The sequence below is a fragment of the Brevundimonas pishanensis genome, from assembly GCF_022750635.1.
Taxonomy (GTDB): domain Bacteria; phylum Pseudomonadota; class Alphaproteobacteria; order Caulobacterales; family Caulobacteraceae; genus Brevundimonas; species Brevundimonas pishanensis.
In genome coordinates, this window is the sequence record NZ_JAJKBG010000009.1 from 1 (window position 1) to 18117 (window position 18117).

Annotated in this window: 12 protein-coding genes and 3 pseudogenes; 3 read left to right on the plus strand and 12 right to left on the minus strand. The window is 57.4% G+C overall.

Translation table 11 applies throughout. From position 1 onward, the window contains the following. Positions 1-66 precede the first annotated feature (66 nt). Entirely contained in the window at positions 67-888 is an 822-nt protein-coding gene (locus LOX95_RS13535; RefSeq protein WP_248287023.1) for a TonB-dependent receptor domain-containing protein, read from the plus strand. 66 nt (positions 889-954) lie between these two features. Then, positions 955-2406 carry an amidohydrolase gene (locus tag LOX95_RS13540; RefSeq protein ID WP_242915504.1) on the plus strand — a complete coding sequence of 484 codons (1452 nt, stop codon included), beginning with the start codon at positions 955-957 and terminating at the stop codon, positions 2404-2406. 91 nt (positions 2407-2497) lie between these two features. Here the strand turns inward: LOX95_RS13540 and LOX95_RS13545 are convergent. From LOX95_RS13545 to LOX95_RS13600, 12 genes and pseudogenes are all read right to left on the minus strand, one after another. Beyond that, a pseudogene (locus LOX95_RS13545) lies at positions 2498-3025 on the minus strand (IS6 family transposase); the annotation flags it as partial. Between the two features lie 289 nt (positions 3026-3314). Beyond that, positions 3315-3845 (minus strand): annotated as a pseudogene (locus LOX95_RS13550) (IS110 family RNA-guided transposase); the annotation flags it as partial. 53 nt (positions 3846-3898) lie between these two features. Beyond that, entirely contained in the window at positions 3899-4597 is a 699-nt protein-coding gene (locus LOX95_RS13555) for an IS6 family transposase (RefSeq protein WP_242915506.1), read from the minus strand. A 15-nt stretch (positions 4598-4612) separates the two neighbouring features. Continuing rightward, positions 4613-7126, minus strand: a complete 2514-nt coding sequence (locus LOX95_RS13560; RefSeq protein WP_242915508.1) for a DEAD/DEAH box helicase — start codon at positions 7124-7126, stop codon at positions 4613-4615. An 8-nt stretch (positions 7127-7134) separates the two neighbouring features. Continuing rightward, a complete protein-coding gene (locus tag LOX95_RS13565) occupies positions 7135-7635 on the minus strand; it encodes a hypothetical protein (RefSeq protein WP_242915510.1) in 501 nt (166 codons plus the stop codon). A 2-nt stretch (positions 7636-7637) separates the two neighbouring features. Then, positions 7638-10835 carry a hypothetical protein gene (locus LOX95_RS13570; protein WP_242915512.1) on the minus strand — a complete coding sequence of 1066 codons (3198 nt, stop codon included), beginning with the start codon at positions 10833-10835 and terminating at the stop codon, positions 7638-7640. A 13-nt stretch (positions 10836-10848) separates the two neighbouring features. Beyond that, positions 10849-11826: a hypothetical protein gene (locus tag LOX95_RS13575; RefSeq protein ID WP_242915514.1), complete on the minus strand. Its 978-nt coding sequence runs from the start codon at positions 11824-11826 to the stop codon at positions 10849-10851. 11 nt (positions 11827-11837) lie between these two features. After that, on the minus strand, positions 11838-14591 hold the full coding sequence (locus LOX95_RS13580) for a DUF499 family protein (protein WP_242915516.1): 2754 nt from the start codon (positions 14589-14591) through the stop codon (positions 11838-11840). Next, complete coding sequence (locus LOX95_RS13585; protein ID WP_242915518.1) at positions 14592-15473, minus strand: BrxR family transcriptional regulator; 882 nt, start codon at positions 15471-15473, stop codon at positions 14592-14594. Between the two features lie 181 nt (positions 15474-15654). Beyond that, a pseudogene (locus LOX95_RS13590) lies at positions 15655-15804 on the minus strand (IS6 family transposase); the annotation flags it as partial. A 64-nt stretch (positions 15805-15868) separates the two neighbouring features. Beyond that, positions 15869-16561 carry an IS6 family transposase gene (locus tag LOX95_RS13595; RefSeq protein ID WP_242915520.1) on the minus strand — a complete coding sequence of 231 codons (693 nt, stop codon included), beginning with the start codon at positions 16559-16561 and terminating at the stop codon, positions 15869-15871. Continuing rightward, complete coding sequence (locus tag LOX95_RS13600; protein ID WP_242915636.1) at positions 16542-16763, minus strand: hypothetical protein; 222 nt, start codon at positions 16761-16763, stop codon at positions 16542-16544. The genes LOX95_RS13595 and LOX95_RS13600 overlap by 20 nt, the downstream gene beginning before the upstream one ends. On the opposite strand from LOX95_RS13600, the gene LOX95_RS13605 reads away from it, so the two are divergent. Further along, entirely contained in the window at positions 16710-17732 is a 1023-nt protein-coding gene (locus tag LOX95_RS13605; protein WP_242915522.1) for an IS110 family RNA-guided transposase, read from the plus strand. The genes LOX95_RS13600 and LOX95_RS13605 overlap by 54 nt on opposite strands. Positions 17733-18117: the final 385 nt, after the last annotated feature.

Genomic DNA, 18117 nt, shown 5'->3' on the forward strand with positions numbered 1-18117 from the left:
AAGATTGCTCATAATCCAGACTCCTCAGGAGCCTGAATCAGATCGCACGCCGCAAATCAATGGGTCCTGAGCCTAGAGGAAGAAACAACAGACACCTATTCGTTCGGTGCAGTCATCCAGTCGCCCTTCTCCCATCCACTTCTTGAGCGGATCACGACTTCCATCGACTGGTATTCGATCGAAGTCACCGGGGCGGTCGGTAATCTGCCAATCATCCAGACCATCGAGAACTGTTTCAATCTCAATGGCACCAACCCCACCTATGACGTTAACAACTACTACTGTCAGGTCATGGGGAAGCGTAACCCAACCACAGGCTTCCTGTTCGAGCCGGGCCAGCCCGCGCTGAACCTGGGTGCGTTCGAAGTGAGCGGCGTAGATTTGCAGGTCGACTGGACGTTCGAACTGTCCGACATCGGCCTACCTGCCAATGCCGGTAGCCTGTCGCTGGGCACGGTTGTCAGTTACGTTGACAAGTTCGGAATCCAGAACCTTCCGGGAGGTGTCTCGTATAATTACGTTGGAAGCCGCGGCACCGCTGTCGAGGAGGGGGCCGGCGTGGCCCACCCCGACTGGAAGGCCAACACCACCCTCTCCTACTCTAAGGACTGGATGAACATCAGCCTACGCTGGCGCCACACTGCGGCGATGATCAGCGCCGAACAGATTCGTAACGCAGCCAGCACCACCCGAGGCGTCGCTTCCTATGACGTCTTCGACTTGAACGGGCGCTTCACCCTGCCGGAGGACCTCAGCGTGCGCGTTGGCGTCACCAACCTGTTCAATAAGGAGCCGCCACAGGTCGGCAATTTCGCCGGCAGCTTTGACGGCCAGAACTACGATACGCTCGGCAGGTACTACTCGGTCACCGTAACGAAGAGCTTCTAACCTTTTTCGCGGGCCGTTTCCTTATGGAAACGGCCCGTTTTTTATCCGCGTTCATGAGGACGGACTATGAATTTCAAAACCATGACGGCCATGGCGCTCGCGCTGTCTGCCTACTCAACCGCGCCTGCATTTGCTGCCGACCTGCCCGAAGCCCAGAAAGCCGCCATCGTCCAAACCGTCGAAGGCGATGCCGAACAAATCGGCTCAACCGCCCTCGCAATCTGGGGCTTTGCCGAACTGGGCTATCAAGAGACCCAAAGCTCGGCCTTGCTGCAAAGTGATCTGCGCAATGCTGGCTTCGAAATCACCGCCGGTGTTGCGGGCCAACCGACAGCCTTCGTTGCCAGCTTCAAAAATGGCGAAGGTCCCGTTATCGGCATTCTAGCCGAGTTCGACGCCCTTCCCGGACTGTCTCAGGCTGTATCTCCTGTCGAGGAAACGCTGGGAGGTCATGCCGGCCATGGTTGCGGACACAACCTGTTCGGCACGGCATCCAGCTATGCCGCCATCGCCGTACGCGAATGGATGATCGCCAACAATATCAAGGGCGAGATCCGTCTTTACGGCACTCCGGCCGAAGAAGGCGGCTCGGCCAAGGCCTTTATGGTGCGCGATGGCCTGTTCAACGACGTTGACGTCGCCCTTCATTGGCACCCGGGCAGTTCGAACGATGCCAGCCAGGGCACGACCAAGGCCAATGTGAGCGGTAAGTTCCGCTTCTACGGCACCTCCTCACACGCTTCCGGTGCACCTGATCGTGGTCGCTCTGCACTCGATGCCGTCGAGTCGATGAACTACATGGTCAATATGATGCGCGAGCACGTCCACGAAGCTACGCGCATCCACTATGTCATCACCGACGGGGGCAAGGCTCCGAACGTGGTTCCGAACTTTGCCGAGGTCTATTATTACGTCCGCCATGGTGATCCCATGACGGTGCTGGACGTGGTCGAGCGCGTCAAGAAGGCTGCCGAAGGCGCGGCGCTTGGCACCGGAACCCGCTATGAGTTCCAGCAGATCGGCGGTGTCTACAGCATGATGCCGAACGGCACGCTGATGGAGGTCATGGATCGCAATCTGCGCTACTCCGGCACGCTGTCGTGGACGCCGGAAGAAAACGCCTTCGCTACGGAAATCCAGAAGACACTGGCCACTCAACCGCCGCTTTCCAGCGTTGGTGAAATCCGTCCTGCGCGCCTGTCGTTTGACGGCGGCGGCGGCTCAACCGACGTATCGGACGTCAGCTGGGTGGTTCCGACTGTTGGTCTTTCTACGGCGACTTTCGTTCCAGGCTCTGCTGGCCATAGCTGGCAGAACGTCGCCGCAGCCGGTCACAGCATAGGTGTAAAAGGCACCGTTCTGGCAACCAAAGCCCTCGCCCTCACAGCCGCAGAACTTTTTGTCAGCCCTGAAACCATCACCGCAGCCACTGCCGAATTGCACGAACGCCGTGGTGCCGATTTCGTCTATCGTCCGCTTGTAGGCGACGGTCCGCCACAGCTCGACTATCGCAAGTAGTGTCTACAGAGGGCTCCCGTTAACGGGGGCCCTTTTTCGGTACTGACAAGTTAACTGGGTTGAGCCGAAATCAGCCCTCTCCTTCCCGACTTTAGGCTGCTTTCGTCACTACCGCCCAAGCAGTTTCAGCCTTGCCTCGCAGTACGCGAAGGACGGGTCGAGAAATCAGATGCGGTTGAAGATTAAAGGCGTTGTAGATCGGACCATGGCTGGAGAGAAATCGTTGGGCTGAGCCTTGCGATTTAAACTTCTGCTGCTTTCGTTCTCGTCGTCGAATGACGAGATGAGAATTCTCAGCGCGATTGTTCTCCCGCATTCCACCTGGCTGATGCCGCCCTTGAAGATGAAGGACTTTCATCGCCGCACGATACGAGGCCAGTTTATCCGTAACAATCGCTTCTGGATGAATGCCGGTATTTCTCAAAAGCCGACGCAATAGCTTCAAAGCCGCATGTTTATTGCGTCGCTTTTGAACCAGCACATCAAGAACTTCTCCCTCATCATCAACCGCGCGCCACAGATACATCCGGCAGCCACGAATCCTGACGACCGCTTCGTCCAAATGCCATCGACCCGTCGGGCGATCCCGATTTCGGCGGATGTTTGCAGCAATCAGCGGACCAAACTTGTTGGGGCCGTCATCTGTGGACGGCCCCTACACTGCAAGGGTGAATCTGGTTTGAAGTGACGATCTGGGTGTTGCGGTCATCTGTCCGGCCTGTTTGTGCGGCGTCGATGGCCGCTGGCCCTGATGGAGTCCGCTGGACCAGGTCCCAATCAGGCTATCGAGCTCAAGGCTCCGACAGTACCTCGGGTTTTCCCAGCCTGCGGCCACTACCTGATCATCATCATCCCATATGCACCCTTCCAGTTCGGAGCTACAAACCAATGGTCCGCAGCAATCTCGGTTAAACCTTAGCGATAGACCTGTAGATCTCCCCTCGCGCCATTACCGCCCACGCAATCCGGGCGGTCTTATTGGCCATGGCTACGGTCACGACGCGGGATGGCCGACGCTCCAGCAACGCCTGAACCCAACCCGCTGATGGCGTCACACCGGTTCGAGCGCGCCGGATCACCGACGTAGCCCCGACCACGAGAAGCTTACGCAGATAGCCATCTCCCTTCTTGGAGATTCGGCCCAACCGCTCCTTGCCACCCGATGAGTTTTGTCGAGGAACCAGTCCCAGGAAGGCAGCGAACTCACGACCGGATTTGAACAGTTTTGGATCGCTGATGCTGGCCGCCAGAGCGGTTGAAGTGATGATCCCGACCCCAGGAATGGTGGCCAGGCGCTGGCTTGTTTCGTTCTCGCGATGCCAGGCCAGCAGTCGCCGCTCAAGCGTGCGTATTTGTACGGCCAGGGCATCAAGCTGGGCACCGAGCATCTGCATTGTCAGCACCGCCGCTTGCGGAAGCGTCGAAGGATGTGTCTCTCTGGTACTGACAAGTTAACTGGGTTGAGCCGAAATCAGCCCTCTCCTTCCCGACTTTAGGCTGCTTTCGTCACTACCGCCCAAGCAGTTTCAGCCTGGCCTCGCAGTACGCGAAGGCCGGGTCGAGAAATCAGATGCGGTTGAAGATTAAAGGCGTTGTAGATCGGACCATGGCTGGAGAGAAATCGTTGGGCTGAGCCTTGCGATTTAAACCTCTGCTGCTTTCGTTCTCGTCGTCGAATGACGAGATGAGAATTCTCAGCGCGATTGTTCTCCCGCATTCCACCCGGCTGATGCCGCCCTTGAAGATGAAGGACTTTCATCGCCGCACGATACGAGGCCAGTTTATCCGTAACAATCGCTTCTGGATGAATGCCGGTATTTCTCAAAAGCCGACGCAATAGCTTCAAAGCCGCATGTTTATTGCGTCGCTTTTGAACCAGCACATCAAGAACTTCTCCCTCATCATCAACCGCGCGCCACAGATACATCCGGCAGCCACGAATCCTGACGACCGCTTCGTCCAAATGCCATCGACCCGTCGGGCGATCCCGATTTCGGCGGATGTTTGCAGCAATCAGCGGACCAAACTTGTTCACCCAGCACCGAATAGCTTCGCGGCTGACTTCAACTCCTCGTTCCGCCATCAATTCTTCAACGTCGCGAATGCTGAGCGTGAAGCGAAAATACCAACGCACCGCCTGACAAATGATCGATCCTGGAAACCGGTGACGCTTGAACGATAAGCCAGACATGAAAGCCTCCAAATTTCACCCGAAGTGGAGACTTTTTAGCGTTAGACTGTCAGCACCGGCTGGTTCAATCCCATTCCCCTCAAGGGCTACTCCGAGCAAATTCGGGTTGAGCGAACGCCACCTGCCCAGTTCCTCCTGGACCGCCGGATGATCAAGCCCCAGCAGATCGCACGTTTCAGAGGAAGTTGCGACATCGCGGTTTAGTGTAAACCGAATGCGGCGGGCACCATCGACTGTAAGTAAATCGATAGTCTCTGCATCAACCTTCGAGAGCCTTAGATTCCGGTCCGCCATGGCCGCCGACAAGAAATCAACCAACCGCTCCAAGCCTGTGGAAACATCAGAGAACGGCTTGTAATCATCCAGACTGAAGCCTTCGAGATCTTGGAAGAGGTCGAATACTACTTCCCGTGCCTCGCGTGCGTTTGCCAAGGCCGCCTCAAGTTCAACCGCGGTCCGTTTCAGCTCGGGATCCCCCAGAGCCTCTTGGTAGAGCCGGTCATAATTCAATCGCTCTGACAGCTGCCCAAGTATCTGAGAACGCAGATCCTCTGCAACGTTGCCTTGATCGTCGACTTTCCCGAGCGTTCTCGCGATTTCCGTGAGCTTGTCGTCAAGCAGAAGAAAAATGCGCCCTTCGATCGTATCCGAAAGGACCAAATTGTAGACTTGCGCGGTATGCGCTTGGCCATAGCGATGAATTCGACCGATCCGCTGTTCCATATCCATCGGATTCCAGGGCAGGTCAAAATTGAAAAGGATGCGCGCGAACTGCAGGTTGATGCCCTCGCGGCCTGCTGCGGTGCAGACCATTACACGAGGCCCGTCCTTCAACTTGAAGCGGCGTTCGGCAGCGGCTTTGGCGCCGTGATCACCGCCACGGAGAACTACGACACCTTGACCAGGATATGTCGCCTCGATTTCACGGGCCAGGAGGTCAACTGTCCCCAAGTACGTGGCAAAGATCACGATCTTTTCGTTGGGATTTTGTCGCCACAAGGTGCCAAGGCCGTCGAGGAGCTTCTGCACCTTGGTTTCACGCTGCACCGGAAAAACCGAGAGCAAGTCCGCAATTCGCAACCGCTCTTCCGGGAGATGCAGGTTGATCGCTGCCGAGGCGACATCTTCCATGTGAGAAGACGCAAACTCCGAGCCATAAGGATCGGAGGCCATCTCCAGCGCCTCCTCGTCCAACTTCTTTGCGAGCCGATATTTTAGGTCGGCCATTATCCGGTCGACTTCGCTTTTCCCGATCGGATCCCTTTCAAGCCCCCATTCGGCATGAATCAGCTCTCGCGCTTCATCGAACAGTCGTTCGCGGCCTTCAATATCAAGCTCTTTGTCCCGCAGGAGCGCCTCGTGCAGGGTGAGCATGAGCATACGTCGCTTGAGCGTTCGCCTCACGGCAGCGAAGCTGGACGCTGCGATCTTTTGGAAAATCGCCATGAGGAAGCCCAAGGCTCGCCCTTGATTTCCTTTCCGTTTGGCCAGGTCGAAACCTTCCTCGAGGTATTCGCGCAGCCGCTCATAAAAGCGTCGCTCCTCGTCACCCATCAGGAAGGACTCTGTATGTACCCACCGGCGTGCGAAGAGCGGGTCACCATCCGGGCGGCAAGCGTCCGCCTTGGTCCGTCGGAACATCACGGTATTCAAGCGATGTCGATTTTCCAACATCTCTTCAGGGCTGCCGAAGAGGGTGGGATTCAGCAGTTGGACGAGCATCCAGAACTGGAAGTGGTTTCCTTGATGTGGCGTCGCGGAGAGGAGAAGGAGGTCTCGGGTGTGACCTTTCAAAGCCTCGCCGAGTTTGTAGTTTTCGGTCTTCCGAACTTTCCCACCTGTTCGATAGGCGGTCAGGTGGTGCGCCTCGTCAAAGACAACAAGATCCCAATGTGGGGCTTCCAACAGGCGCTTGATGCGCGCCGGCCGCTTCAACGTGTCGATGCTGGCAATGAGCCGGTCGTGTTTCGCGAACGCGTTTGTTTTGCGGTCGGTAATATCGCCTTCCGACCCAAAGACCTCGAAGTCCAGGTTGAAGACTTCATTCAGCTCCCGGTGCCAGTTGTTCACGAGGCCCGCAGGCACAACCATCAGGGCACGATCAAGCTCACCGCGGCTTGCCAGTTCACGGAGCACGAGCGCGGTTTCGATTGTCTTTCCAAGCCCGACCTCGTCGGCGATAAGAAAGCGACGAGGCGAGGCCGTTGCGATGCGATGTGTCAGGACGACCTGGTGAGGCAGAAGGTCGATCCGCGCGGACGTGAGCGCGGACGCGCTCTCCATCACGGGCAATGCATGGGCCTCATAGGATAGCCAGACGGATCGAGCCCGTTCGTCCGTGCCTTCAACTGATCGCAGAATGCGCTCGGTGCGCGACAGCTCCTTCTGAACGCTGGCGATCGGAACGCGGCGCTCTCCGATGCTGAAGAATGCACGAAGATAGCCGTCGCGCGGTGCCTCAAGCACAACGCCAGCGCCGAAATCGAGATGGATGATCCGCTCACCAGGGCCAAAGGTGGTCTGTTCCATTTGCACGATCAGGTGATCCTCAAATGGAATAGGCCGACCGATTTGCCGCCCTGCGCGAGAATGATCTCTTGCGGATACTCCCAGGCCTCTCCCCACAAGACCCGTCCGAAATCGATCGTCTCGCTGGAAAATGGCGCAGAGCATCGCCACCGCACGGCATCGGTCGCAAGGTCGATGGGCATTCGCCTCTGGCCGTTGGGCAGCCAGAACACCAGCGATGCCTGACCATCGTAGAAATCTTGGAAGGAGAGGATCGCCGATTTCAGGGCACCGCCAAGCCAGGCATCGGCGTCCGTCGGCGACAGAAGGTCGAGGCAGGCATCAAGACCCGCCACGACCAAGGTGTCACCCCCATTGCTCGGCAGATCGTCCGGCCACGATTTGGTGGCAAGCATCAGCTGGCGCAGGCTGTAGACCTCGCTCGCCCTCGCAACCTTCGCGAAGGCGTCGTCGTCCCAAATCCAGCTGACGCCCCGACGTTGCCAGACGCTGTCGAGCACCTGTTTCATGCTCAATCCTCCAAGAAGAACGACAGCTGCTGGACCTGCTCTTTGTTGCTGGCAGCCCAGTTGTTGTAGATGCTCAGCGCCCGCGAGGCCGCGTTGCGCATCTGCTGCGTCTGACCCCGTTTGCTCATCCACTCGAGAAGGCTCTTCAGCGCCGCGTGCGGCTTGAAGTTCTCGTTCTTCAGCGTGTCGGCCGCGTTAATGCCGCTGCCGTCATAACAGGCCCCCATCAGAACGAAGGTCTGGTCCAGGTCAGCCGACAGCTTGCGCCGGTGCCGTCCCTGCCAATCCTGCGCGATGGCCAGCGGGTCGTTGAGGTAGAACACCTTTTTCTCTTCGCGAGCCCAGCCCCGGTTCACGAATTCATCCGGCGCGATACCTGAGCCGCGCAGCATCTTCTGCATCTGGTCACGAGCGAGCTCGGTCTTGCCGTCGAAGATGCGCAGAAACTGTCGGGTAATCGGCTCTGCGGTCACCGGCGGCGGCTCGGAGGCCTTGTTGGCGTCTTCGTCGATCAGCTGATTGATGCCGACGAGGGCATCCTTGACTTTGATCGGTCGACCTTCGTCGACATAGACCTTCCCATAGTGCTGCGAGAAGTATTCGAGCGCCTTGCCGCGACGGATGACCTGGATGTCGGCTTCCGGAAGACCCCGCTGGGCGTGATTTTCAAGCAGGCCTTGCAGCTGTCGAACATCTGCCAGAACCTCACGGCGCATACGGGCCCAACTGACGGCCTTCGGTTCATGAATGCGTTTCCGGCAAACATGCACGATGTCGTACTCAACCTTCTGCGAACCAAACTCAGCCTTTTCCCCCTTCGTTTCGTCTGAACGAATTGGGTACGTGGCCTCGAGGTAAAAACCGGCATCAAAAAGAGACTCGAGTACGGCAACCCAAGGCTCATCTTCACTATGGTGGAATGTGAAAGCCATAAGCCCGCCAGGCTTCAAGACTCGAGCAGCTTCACGCCAGCACTGTGTCATAATCCTCTGATAGAATGCATCGGGATCTTCGGGCTCTCTAAATCGGTTTGAAACGGCTTCAAGAGTCTTTGGTGTATACTCTGGAGAAAAGAATATCGGATACTTGTCCCTAAGTGCAAGTCTAAGCCAAACATAGAAAAAATCCGCAAGCTCTGAATATTGAATCAAGTCTCCGAAAGGTGGGTCAGTAATTACTATATCAAAGGACTGATCAGCGTATTGATCCAGTTCGGTCGATGATCCTTGAAATACAGGGGCAGTCCTAACGATATCGCCAGGATAGACTTTCTCGCTTTTTCCGGGGATGGCTTTTGCTATCTCCGGATTTTTTTCTTCGACGGCCGTTGCGGGCACTAGTTCCCAAGGGTGCCTAGACCACTCCCCACCCTCGAGAACGGGCTTCACTGCCGAGGTCCAGTTTCCGTATCCAATTGGAGAAAATACGCCAACTTCTACGACGGTCATCTTGGGGCGGTAGTCACTATTCGAAAGAGCGGGTGCATAGTGATCTTTGGTAATGTGCCAAAAAGAAAACATAGACTGACCGCGCAGGTAATTCTGCCAAGCTCCTAGAACATACTCTCGAGCGCCCCAGCTATACGTTCCGACCCTCAATATTGCTTGTAACAGGCGTGCATGTACGAGTAGCTGCCTCGGATTGAACATATCCGACCATTTTCGATAACCGTGGCCAGTCGTAATCACGTCCTTGATCGATGCGCGAAGGCTTTCGGGGATATCACTTCTGGGCCAAAAATCCTTCAGCTCACCGTCTCGAAGGCTTTCCCACTCTAGAGCAGCGGCACTAAATTGTTTGGCATGTTCCAAGCCAAAAGCAGCGTAAAATTTTCCGTTGTAAGGGGTAGATGATCGTCGTTCATCGTAGCCTTGAATAGCATACGCAGCGAACGGCGCGGATTTGTCAGTGGCGCGAATTGCCTCGACGACCTCCTGATGCTTACCGCAGGCTGCACATGTAAATGATCCAGGGCGAGCTGTTCCACCCTCCTTACCGGTAATTAGCTGAATTTTCCCGCCGTGAATCTGGATAATCTCAGGGATTTCACCCCGCACTTCTATTAGGTAAGGCGTAGCAGCCCTTCGGAGATTCCATTTCTCTGTATTAATAGCAGGATCCGCTGGGGAACCGCCAAGAGCAATGCCGTCTTCACCTTTGCTTGGATCGCCGGACAGCCATTCAGGGCATATAAATACAGAAGAATTGACCTTTTTGTTTATACCTTTCCCGAGGCTGACCATCGAAATATCGCCACAGGAAGGGCATACGACTCCTTTCTTTGGATCAATTGGCGAAAATAGCTGTTCGCTCGGGGAGATGTAGTGAATTGCCTCGGGAGCAAGCCGAGCAACTTCACTTTCAATATCAAATGATGCACTGCAATTCTTGCACGTATGATTCCAGCTTTTTACTGTCAGTGTTTTTATTGCGATTTGCGCGCTAGTCATCAATGGCGTGCGGTGGTGACAACCCGTAACACTGCACTGCCCATGCTTTGCAAGGAAGGTGTGTAGGATCTCGGGGCCGTCGTAGGCATAGTCTTTCCGCTCCTCGGGCTTCAGGGCCAGCGGATCGAAATCCGCGCCCATCGCCTTGCCTGATGGCTTGTGCGTCCAGGTGCCTTTCTCGCCGTTCGGGCCGTCGCAGTAGTAGAACGGCATTATCTGCGGTTTCACCTCGGCCTCGATATCGGCCAGGAGGCGCTTCACCTCATCCAAATCGACATCGGCCAGCTCCTGCTTGACCACGAACCAGGCCACCGGGTTCAGGTCGTTGCCCGACATCTGCATGCCGAGGCGGGACCCTTCGACCAGCGTCGTACCGCCGCCCATGAAGATGTCGGCCACCTTCAGGTGCTTGAAGGCGCCCTTCTTCTGGTGGTTGGCGTAGTAATTGTCCCAGACCAGCTTCGCCGCATGGGACGGATCCTCTGGCGCCTTGGTCGCCGCAGCAATGAGCATGGAGCGGAACACGCTGGACCGCCGCCGGGCCCACCATTTCGACATCTGATAGATCGGCTTGCCCGCGTTGCCTTCAATCACGGCAACCTGGTTCACGGGCAGGATCGGGAAATCTACCTCAAGGCAGGTCTTGGGGCGGTTCGGATCGCTGAAATCGACGGTCTCCATCGCGACGGCTTTGCCGGCACCAACCGCACGCGCGACCTGTTGGGCAATCTGTTCTCTCTTGGTCGCCATGGGCGTAAATTCCTTACTTCGTCAATTCAACAAACGGGCAGAGCATCTCGAGCAGTGACAAGCCGCCATGCGCGAGGGTGGGGTAGCCGCCCTGGCTTTTCCATTTCCATCGCCCGACTGCGAGCAGGTGCTTGCCGTGCTGGCTTTCCACCGAAAGGGCAACGGGCGGGACAAAGGGACCGGGATCGTGCTCGCCGGATAGAAGCCGTCCGCTCTTCAGCGCGCCCTTGAGGAAGGACGCCTGTTCGTCCATCGCGTCGTAGAACAACCCTGTAGCGGCATACCCATGATCAGAGGTGATGACCAAACGACGACCGGTCGCGAGGCGCTCGACGAACTCCCAGAAATCATCGCTGGTCAATTGCGTTGCGATATCGCGCGTGAGGAGATCCAGACCCTGACCGGCACCGGCACCGTCGTGCAGCTTGCTATCGGGCCATTGGTGCCAGAACACCCAGTTTGGCGAGGCGTCGATCAGACCGGCGCAGTCCTTCCAAGGAAGGTCAATCGTCTCGGTTCTGGCGGGCGCCAGCTTGTGGACGAGCCCACCACCGTTGTTCTGAAGTTGGCTCCGGCTTCCGAAGCCTAGCGCTTTGGCAAAAGCATTCGTCTCCGACGGAATTTCCGCACCGTAGGCGGCAGCGGTGTGGACAACAAACCCGCGTTCCTTTGCGCCCTCGAGAAGCCAAGGCATTTCTCGCAGACTAAGGCCATCGAGGATCAAGACGGCTTTGGCGCTATAAGGCGCGGACCACCATTCAACGATCTTGTCAGCATTCCGCGGGGCGGTGTTCCCAAAGGTCTGCCACAACCCCCATGCCGCCGACGACAGAAAGTGGTCGATCTCGCCGATGGCACGATCCCGTCGGGTCACTTCTCCAGGCGCCTTTTCGGCATCCAGCGGTGCTCCGCAGATCGATATGACGCGCTCGATGATCGTGGCCCAAGCCTCATCATCAGGAGCTGTGGTCAGGCCTGCAATCGCTTCCAAGTCCAACGCCATCAGTTGTCCTCCTTGTCGAGTGACAACTCGAACGTCATGCCATCAGGCAACTTCTTGAGGAGTTCCTTCAGCTGCGCGCCAGTCGCAGCGTCCACCTTTATGGTGACGGCTTTCACAGGCGTTGCTGGACCAATTCCCCAACCTTCGAGTTTCCCGATAAGGTTGAGCGGTGAGGTCGCGGGCGCGGCGAAGGGCATACGAGGCGCGCCAGAGCTGGCGCCACCGCCGAAGATGCCGCCACCAGGTTGCGGCATCGGGTCTGGCACGCCTGGCGCTGATCCCGGATTCTCAGACATTCCTCCCGGAGGCGTAGGCGTCGGCTCTGTGCCCCCGCCGAAGAGCCCGCTAGTGGGTTGCGTTCCCGGAGCTGGCTGCGGATTTGCCCCCCCGGTCGCGGGAACAGCAGACGGCGGCAAGATGAACACCTCGTCAAGCTGTCGTCCCGTGTACGAAAGCTTCGGCCGCAAGCGTCGCCACGCGGTCTCTTCGTCCTCGCCTGACTGGGCCTGAAGATACTCCATTCCCCGAAGGTTGATCGCGATCTTGCCTTTGGCACAGAGACGCAAGATCCGCTCTTTCATGGCCGTCTCGCCCAACCATGGGATACAATCCTGGCCTGCCGGGCGAGGCTCTTGCAGTTCCTTGAGTAGCTTGCCGACCGAACTGTTATTGATTGCGGCCTCAAGCACTAGGTGTTCAAAATCCTCTGGGACGAACAGGTCGTTCGTCATCGCAGTTTCAATCGCTTCCGGAACCTTCGCTCCTTGCTCGCGAAGTGTCTCGATATGGAACTCGCATTTCGACGGGTCGCCAAAGTTCCAAGTGTGCAGTACGGCAAAACGATCAAACCGCTTCTTGAGAATGTCCCGCAGCTCACCTTGGTATTTCGACTGCAGCTTACGATACTCCGCATTCTGCGCACCCCATTCCTGCGCCTTCATTTCCGCCCTAGCGAGGACGAGAAGGTCGCGATCATAGAAAGCGTTCGAAGTCCCACTCCGAGGGATCAGGAACCGAACCGTGTTCCGACGCTTCTGGAGGTGATCTTTGAGCCACCGTCCAAGGCGCTCATCTATGCGATCCGGCTCCTCCGGGAGCACCAAAATCGGTAGCCTGTCGTCCCAACGCTCGGGCTGTTCACTCTCGTCCAAGCCCGTCCAAGGGTCGTTCAGCCAATTGCGGGGCAACGCTATGACACGGAATGTCTTGGCGACTTCCTCGCTGCCACCGATGACGTAGCGGGTTTCCTTCGCGAGTTGAATGAGGTCCGATCCGTCCGTAAAAAGCTTGTCATTTCTCGCGGAGGCCATGACTTTGGCCTGCGGGTTTTCCTCTTCCTTGAAGACGAGCCGCGCTCCATCTTGGTGGATGTTGAAGCTGTTCTCGATGACCGTTGCGAGCTCAACCTGGAAAGCATTGTCATCGACTGGTTTTGCACGCGTCAGGTCGATTTGCAGAACCGAAGGCTCTGCGCCGGCCATGTTTCCGACCGCTATTGACCGAAGCCACAGCGAGCCGATGATTTCCTGAAGATGTGGGACCTTCGAGGCGTGGTCCGGCACGGCTTCAGTTACAGAGGTAAGGTTGCGAAGGGCTTTGTCGCGTAGGGCGCGGTGTTGCTGATTGGCAACCGAGTCCAGAAGTGCTCCGATCCCAGATGCATCGTCGTCGAGCCGAAAATCGGCAGCTGTCAAAACTGGCGCGTTCTCTCCGCTGCTCTTATGCAGGTTCGCCAAGATGCGGATGAGGTCGCGCGTCTCTTGGGCGTCTGTAGCGACAAGCACCTGATCCTCCAAGAGTTGCAGGAGGTGCGGCGCGAAGGGCCAGCATTCGACAAAGTCTCGCCGCTTCCTGTCCTGTTCCGAAGATGGCGTACCGAGCAGCCGAAAGTACTCGTTGATATGAACGTCGAGGGCGCCCTCAATTGCCGACGAGCCGATCTGCAGCCGGTTTTCAAACAGCCGATGGAGGAGCATGCGACGGCGATCATGCTGGATCTTGTCGGGGCTACCGCCAGCACGGAAATCCACCTGAACGGGGTTCACCCTGTGGATCTGCTGGTATGCGTCGCTTGTCCCGTTTCGAACCGAAACCACGAGCACGAGGAGTTCGGGGTACTCCTTTGCAATCTCAGAGAGGATCTGGATGAAGTTGAACGCCCAGTTTTTCCACGGATACTGTTTGGTATTCGTGAGACCGTCGAACCAAGTCTGAAACTCGTCGAGCAGCAGCATCGTCGGCGAATGCCGCAGCATCTCGAGGATGAGCTGGTCGGACGGAATGTCAGTCTTGCTGGCACCCATACCTTCCCACTTCCCCTTGATATACGTGCCGTGCGGATGTCGTTCGAACAGAATGTCCCAGAGGAACTTATAGCGCTGACGATGGAGGCTTTCCCCGATGACGAGCATGCCATTCCGCAGCGGGATTTGACCGATCGCCGGGTCAGACAGGGTAGTGGACCAGCTCTTCAACCAATCCCCGGTTGAGGCGGGATCACTAACAGTATGATAGAGAGCCGCCATAAGGTGTGACTTACCGAGGCCGCGTTCACCCATGACTACAACCGGTCGACCTTGCTGGGGGCCAACGGCTTCTATGCCTTTCAATAGATCGAGCGTAGGGTACGTGATCTCGAGAAAGTCACGGGCCGGAACCTGGGTTGCCCCTGTATTCGCATCGTTGGATAGCTCAATCGCCGTCCCTTTGAGGCGCCGCCCTTTGAACTCATCCCTCAGCTTCAAACCAAGCATTTAAGCCTCTCCAATTCGTTCTGCCGGCTGCGCCGGAAATGATGTTTCCCGGTTCAGCAGCACGATCTGTTGATCCTGCGGCTTCCTGGCGGATGGATCCGTGTCCAACCCTAGGCGCTTGAGCGTGTAATAGAGCAGCGCGCGGCGAACTTTGATCTCGGCTTTACCGTCCTGCATGCCATAGTCGAGCGCGATGACCTTGGCCTGTGTTTCGGAAAGGTCCGGGTGGGGCCCCACCTCCAGCGTGACCTCCGAATGCCAATCGGCATCTTCGGCGGCAATGGTTGCAGCCTCAGCGGTCCCGCGCACTTCCAGCATCCGCGACAGCAGGAAGTCCTTGAAGCAATCGTCCGTCATACAGAAGGCTCGCGCATGCCAACGAAACCCATCGAAAGCGATGGCGTGGGGCGCAATCCAGCGCCAGCGCGGCTCTGGATTGGACAGGGATTGGTAATTGACCTCTATCGCCTCGGTGCGGCGAATGGCGCCAACGACCGCGCGCAAAGTTTCAGGATGAACGCCGCGTGCAGGAGTTGGAGGCGAGCCAAAGGCCGGCAGGTCAGTGGTCCAGCAGTCATCGCGGTCGACGAGCCCTTCCTCGAGGGAGCGTAGCTGGGCCAGGTAGCGGCCAGCGTCCAGCTTCCCGAACACAGACTTGAACCCTGGGCCGCGCACATAGGTGCGTGCGCTCTTGTCGTAGGTCATGTTGTCGGGGGCAAAGCTGATGTAGCGATTCAGGTCGGATGAAGCTTGGTTCACCGACAGCCCGAACTGCTCCATGATATCGCTTCTGTTCACATGCCCCTCCCAGAACAGGCGAAACTCGATGAACTCGAGCCGCTGCTCGACGCCCCAACGAAGTTCCGACCTGTCGATTTCCACTACGCGCTCCCCCCTTGGTCGATGCGCACGATTACTATGCGCGCCCAATTATTGGGTTCTAGCCGACGCTATCCGACGGGGTGAACGCGCGCAATCGAAATTGCGCGTAAAGCGATTGATATTGCTGGGGGCACTGACAAGTTAACTGAGCGAAGTCGAAAGACCCCTACCCTGCGCGCTATCAGACGGTAGCGGCCGCCCATGCGGTATCCGCATCGACGCGAAAGCGTCGAAGTGTCGGCCTGCTGATCAAATGGCGTTGGGTGTTGAAGGTGTTGTAGATCGCTGCGTGGGTGGTAAGAAATCTCTGGGCTGAGGCTTGAGATTTGAACCTCTGCTGCTGGGTGCTGTCAGGATAACTAAGCGAAGTCGAAAGATCCCTACCCTGCTCATTTTCAGACCACGGCCGCCTCCCACGCGGCATTCGCTTCAGCGCGAAAGCAACGAAGTGTGGGTCTGCTGATCAAATGGCGCTGGAAGTTGAAGGTGTTGTAGATCGCGGCGTGGGTGGTGAGAAATCTCTGGGCTGAGGCTTGGGATTTGAACCTCTGATGCTGCCGCTCCCGTCGTCGGATCGGCAGATGTGAGTTCTCAACGCGGTTGTTGTCACGAAGCCTGCCAGGGCGATGCAGATGGCGCAGTTCCAACCGATCGAGTGCCGCACCGTACGAGGCCAACCCGTCCGTCGTGATGGTTTCTGGCTCGACCGGTTGATTGCGCAAAAGACGTCTAATCAGCTTCAAAGCCGCCTCTGTGTCCCGCTGGCGCTGGACAACGACGTCTAAAACCTCGCCTTCGTCGTCGACTGCGCGCCACAGATACATGCGCCGTCCTCCGATCTTGCAGACCATTTCATCGAGATGCCAACGGCCTGTCGGAGGCACTCTCCGCTTCTTCAGCCGCCGTGCAATCAGAGGCCCGAACTTGATCGTCCAGCACCGGATCGTTTCGTAGCTGACGTCAATTCCGCGTTGCGCCATCAGTTCCTCGACGTCGCGGAAGCTAAGATTGAAGCGAAAGTACAACCACACGGCATGACGGATCACTTCGCCTGGAAAGCGGTGTCGCTTAAACGATAGCGGTTTCATAAAACGCCTTCTCCACCAATGGCTTGCAGCCTTCGAAGTGGAGCACCTTTAGCGTTAGACTGATGGGGTGGACGGCCCCTGTGTCCGGCATCGAGTGCGCCATAGTGTGGTCGTTGTTGATGTGGCCACAGAACAGGAACCGTCCACCATGATGACTACCACGATCGGCCTCGACCTCGCCAAGAGCGTATTTCAGGTTCACGGCGTTAGCAGCGAAGGACAGGTTACTGTTCGCCGGAAGCTGCGGCGTGCTGAACTCATGAGGTTCTTTAGAGATTTACCCCCGTGCCTGATCGGCATGGAAGCGTGCGCCACCGCCCATTATTGGGCCCGTGAACTCTCTGCCTTGGGCCACGAAGTTCGGTTGATGCCGCCGAGTTATGTAAAGGCCTACCTCCGCCGCCAGAAAAATGATGCGGCTGACGCTGAAGCAATCTGCGAGGCTGTGACGCGTCCGACGATGAGGTTCGTGCCGGTCAAGAGCGCTGAGCGTCAAGCGATCCTGACCTTGCATCGGACCAGGGAGTTGCTGGTTCGACAGAAGACCACGCTGATCCGGGCCATCCGCAGCCATTGCGCAGAGTTCGGCCTCGTCGTCCCGCAGGGCGCGCGACGGATCACTGATCTCCTGCAGTCGGTGCGAGAGACACATCCTTCGACGCTTCCGCAAGCGGCGGTGCTGACAATGCAGATGCTCGGTGCCCAGCTTGATGCCCTGGCCGTACAAATACGCACGCTTGAGCGGCGACTGCTAGCTTGGCATCGCGAGAACGAGACAAGCCAGCGTCTGGCCACCATTCCTGGAGTCGGGATTATCACTTCAACCGCTCTGGCGGCCAGCATCAGCGATCCAAAACTGTTCAAATCCGGTCGTGAGTTCGCTGCCTTCCTGGGACTGGTTCCTCGACAAAACTCATCTGGTGGCAAGGAGCGGTTGGGCCAAATCTCCAAGAAGGGAGATGGCTATCTGCGCAAGCTCCTCGTGGTCGGGGCTACGTCGGTGATCCGGCGTGCTCGAACCGGTGTGACGCCATCAGCTGGCTGGGTCCAGGCGTTACTGGAGCGTCGGCCATCCCGCGTCGTGACCGTAGCCATGGCCAATAAGACCGCCCGGATTGCGTGGGCGGTAATGGCGCGAGGCGAGACCTACAGACCTATCGCTAAGGTTTAACCGAGATTGCTGCGAACCATTGGTTTGTAGCTCCGAACTGGAAGGGTGCATATGGGATGATGATGATCAGGTAGTGGCCGCAGGCTGGGAAAACCCGAGGTACTGTCGGAGCCTTGAGCTCGATAGCCTGATTGGGACCTGGTCCAGCGGACTCCATCAGGGCCAGCGGCCATCGACGCCGCACAAACAGGCCGGACAGATGACCGCAACACCCAGATCGTCACTTCAAACCAGATTCACCCTTGCAGTGCAGGGGCCGTCCACAGATGACAGCACCGAGCGTGGTGACCAGCGAACCAAAGACAGACACTCATGCTCCTGCTCCAGCCCAACCTCGTGTGCGTGTTCGCACCCGGGCCCTGGCCGCGTGATGGGAGTGATGCGT

What these genes read in the sequence shown, in the direction of transcription:
- LOX95_RS13540 (WP_242915504.1), top strand. Translation starts at nt 955, where the DNA reads ATGAATTTCAAAACCATGACGGCCATGGCGCTCGCGCTGTCTGCCTAC.
- LOX95_RS13555 (WP_242915506.1), bottom strand. Translation starts at nt 4,597, where the DNA reads ATGTCTGGCTTATCGTTCAAGCGTCACCGGTTTCCAGGATCGATCATT.
- LOX95_RS13560 (WP_242915508.1), bottom strand. Translation starts at nt 7,126, where the DNA reads ATGGAACAGACCACCTTTGGCCCTGGTGAGCGGATCATCCATCTCGAT.
- LOX95_RS13565 (WP_242915510.1), bottom strand. Translation starts at nt 7,635, where the DNA reads ATGAAACAGGTGCTCGACAGCGTCTGGCAACGTCGGGGCGTCAGCTGG.
- LOX95_RS13570 (WP_242915512.1), bottom strand. Translation starts at nt 10,835, where the DNA reads ATGGCGACCAAGAGAGAACAGATTGCCCAACAGGTCGCGCGTGCGGTT.
- LOX95_RS13580 (WP_242915516.1), bottom strand. Translation starts at nt 14,591, where the DNA reads ATGCTTGGTTTGAAGCTGAGGGATGAGTTCAAAGGGCGGCGCCTCAAA.
- LOX95_RS13595 (WP_242915520.1), bottom strand. Translation starts at nt 16,561, where the DNA reads ATGAAACCGCTATCGTTTAAGCGACACCGCTTTCCAGGCGAAGTGATC.
- LOX95_RS13605 (WP_242915522.1), top strand. Translation starts at nt 16,710, where the DNA reads ATGATGACTACCACGATCGGCCTCGACCTCGCCAAGAGCGTATTTCAG.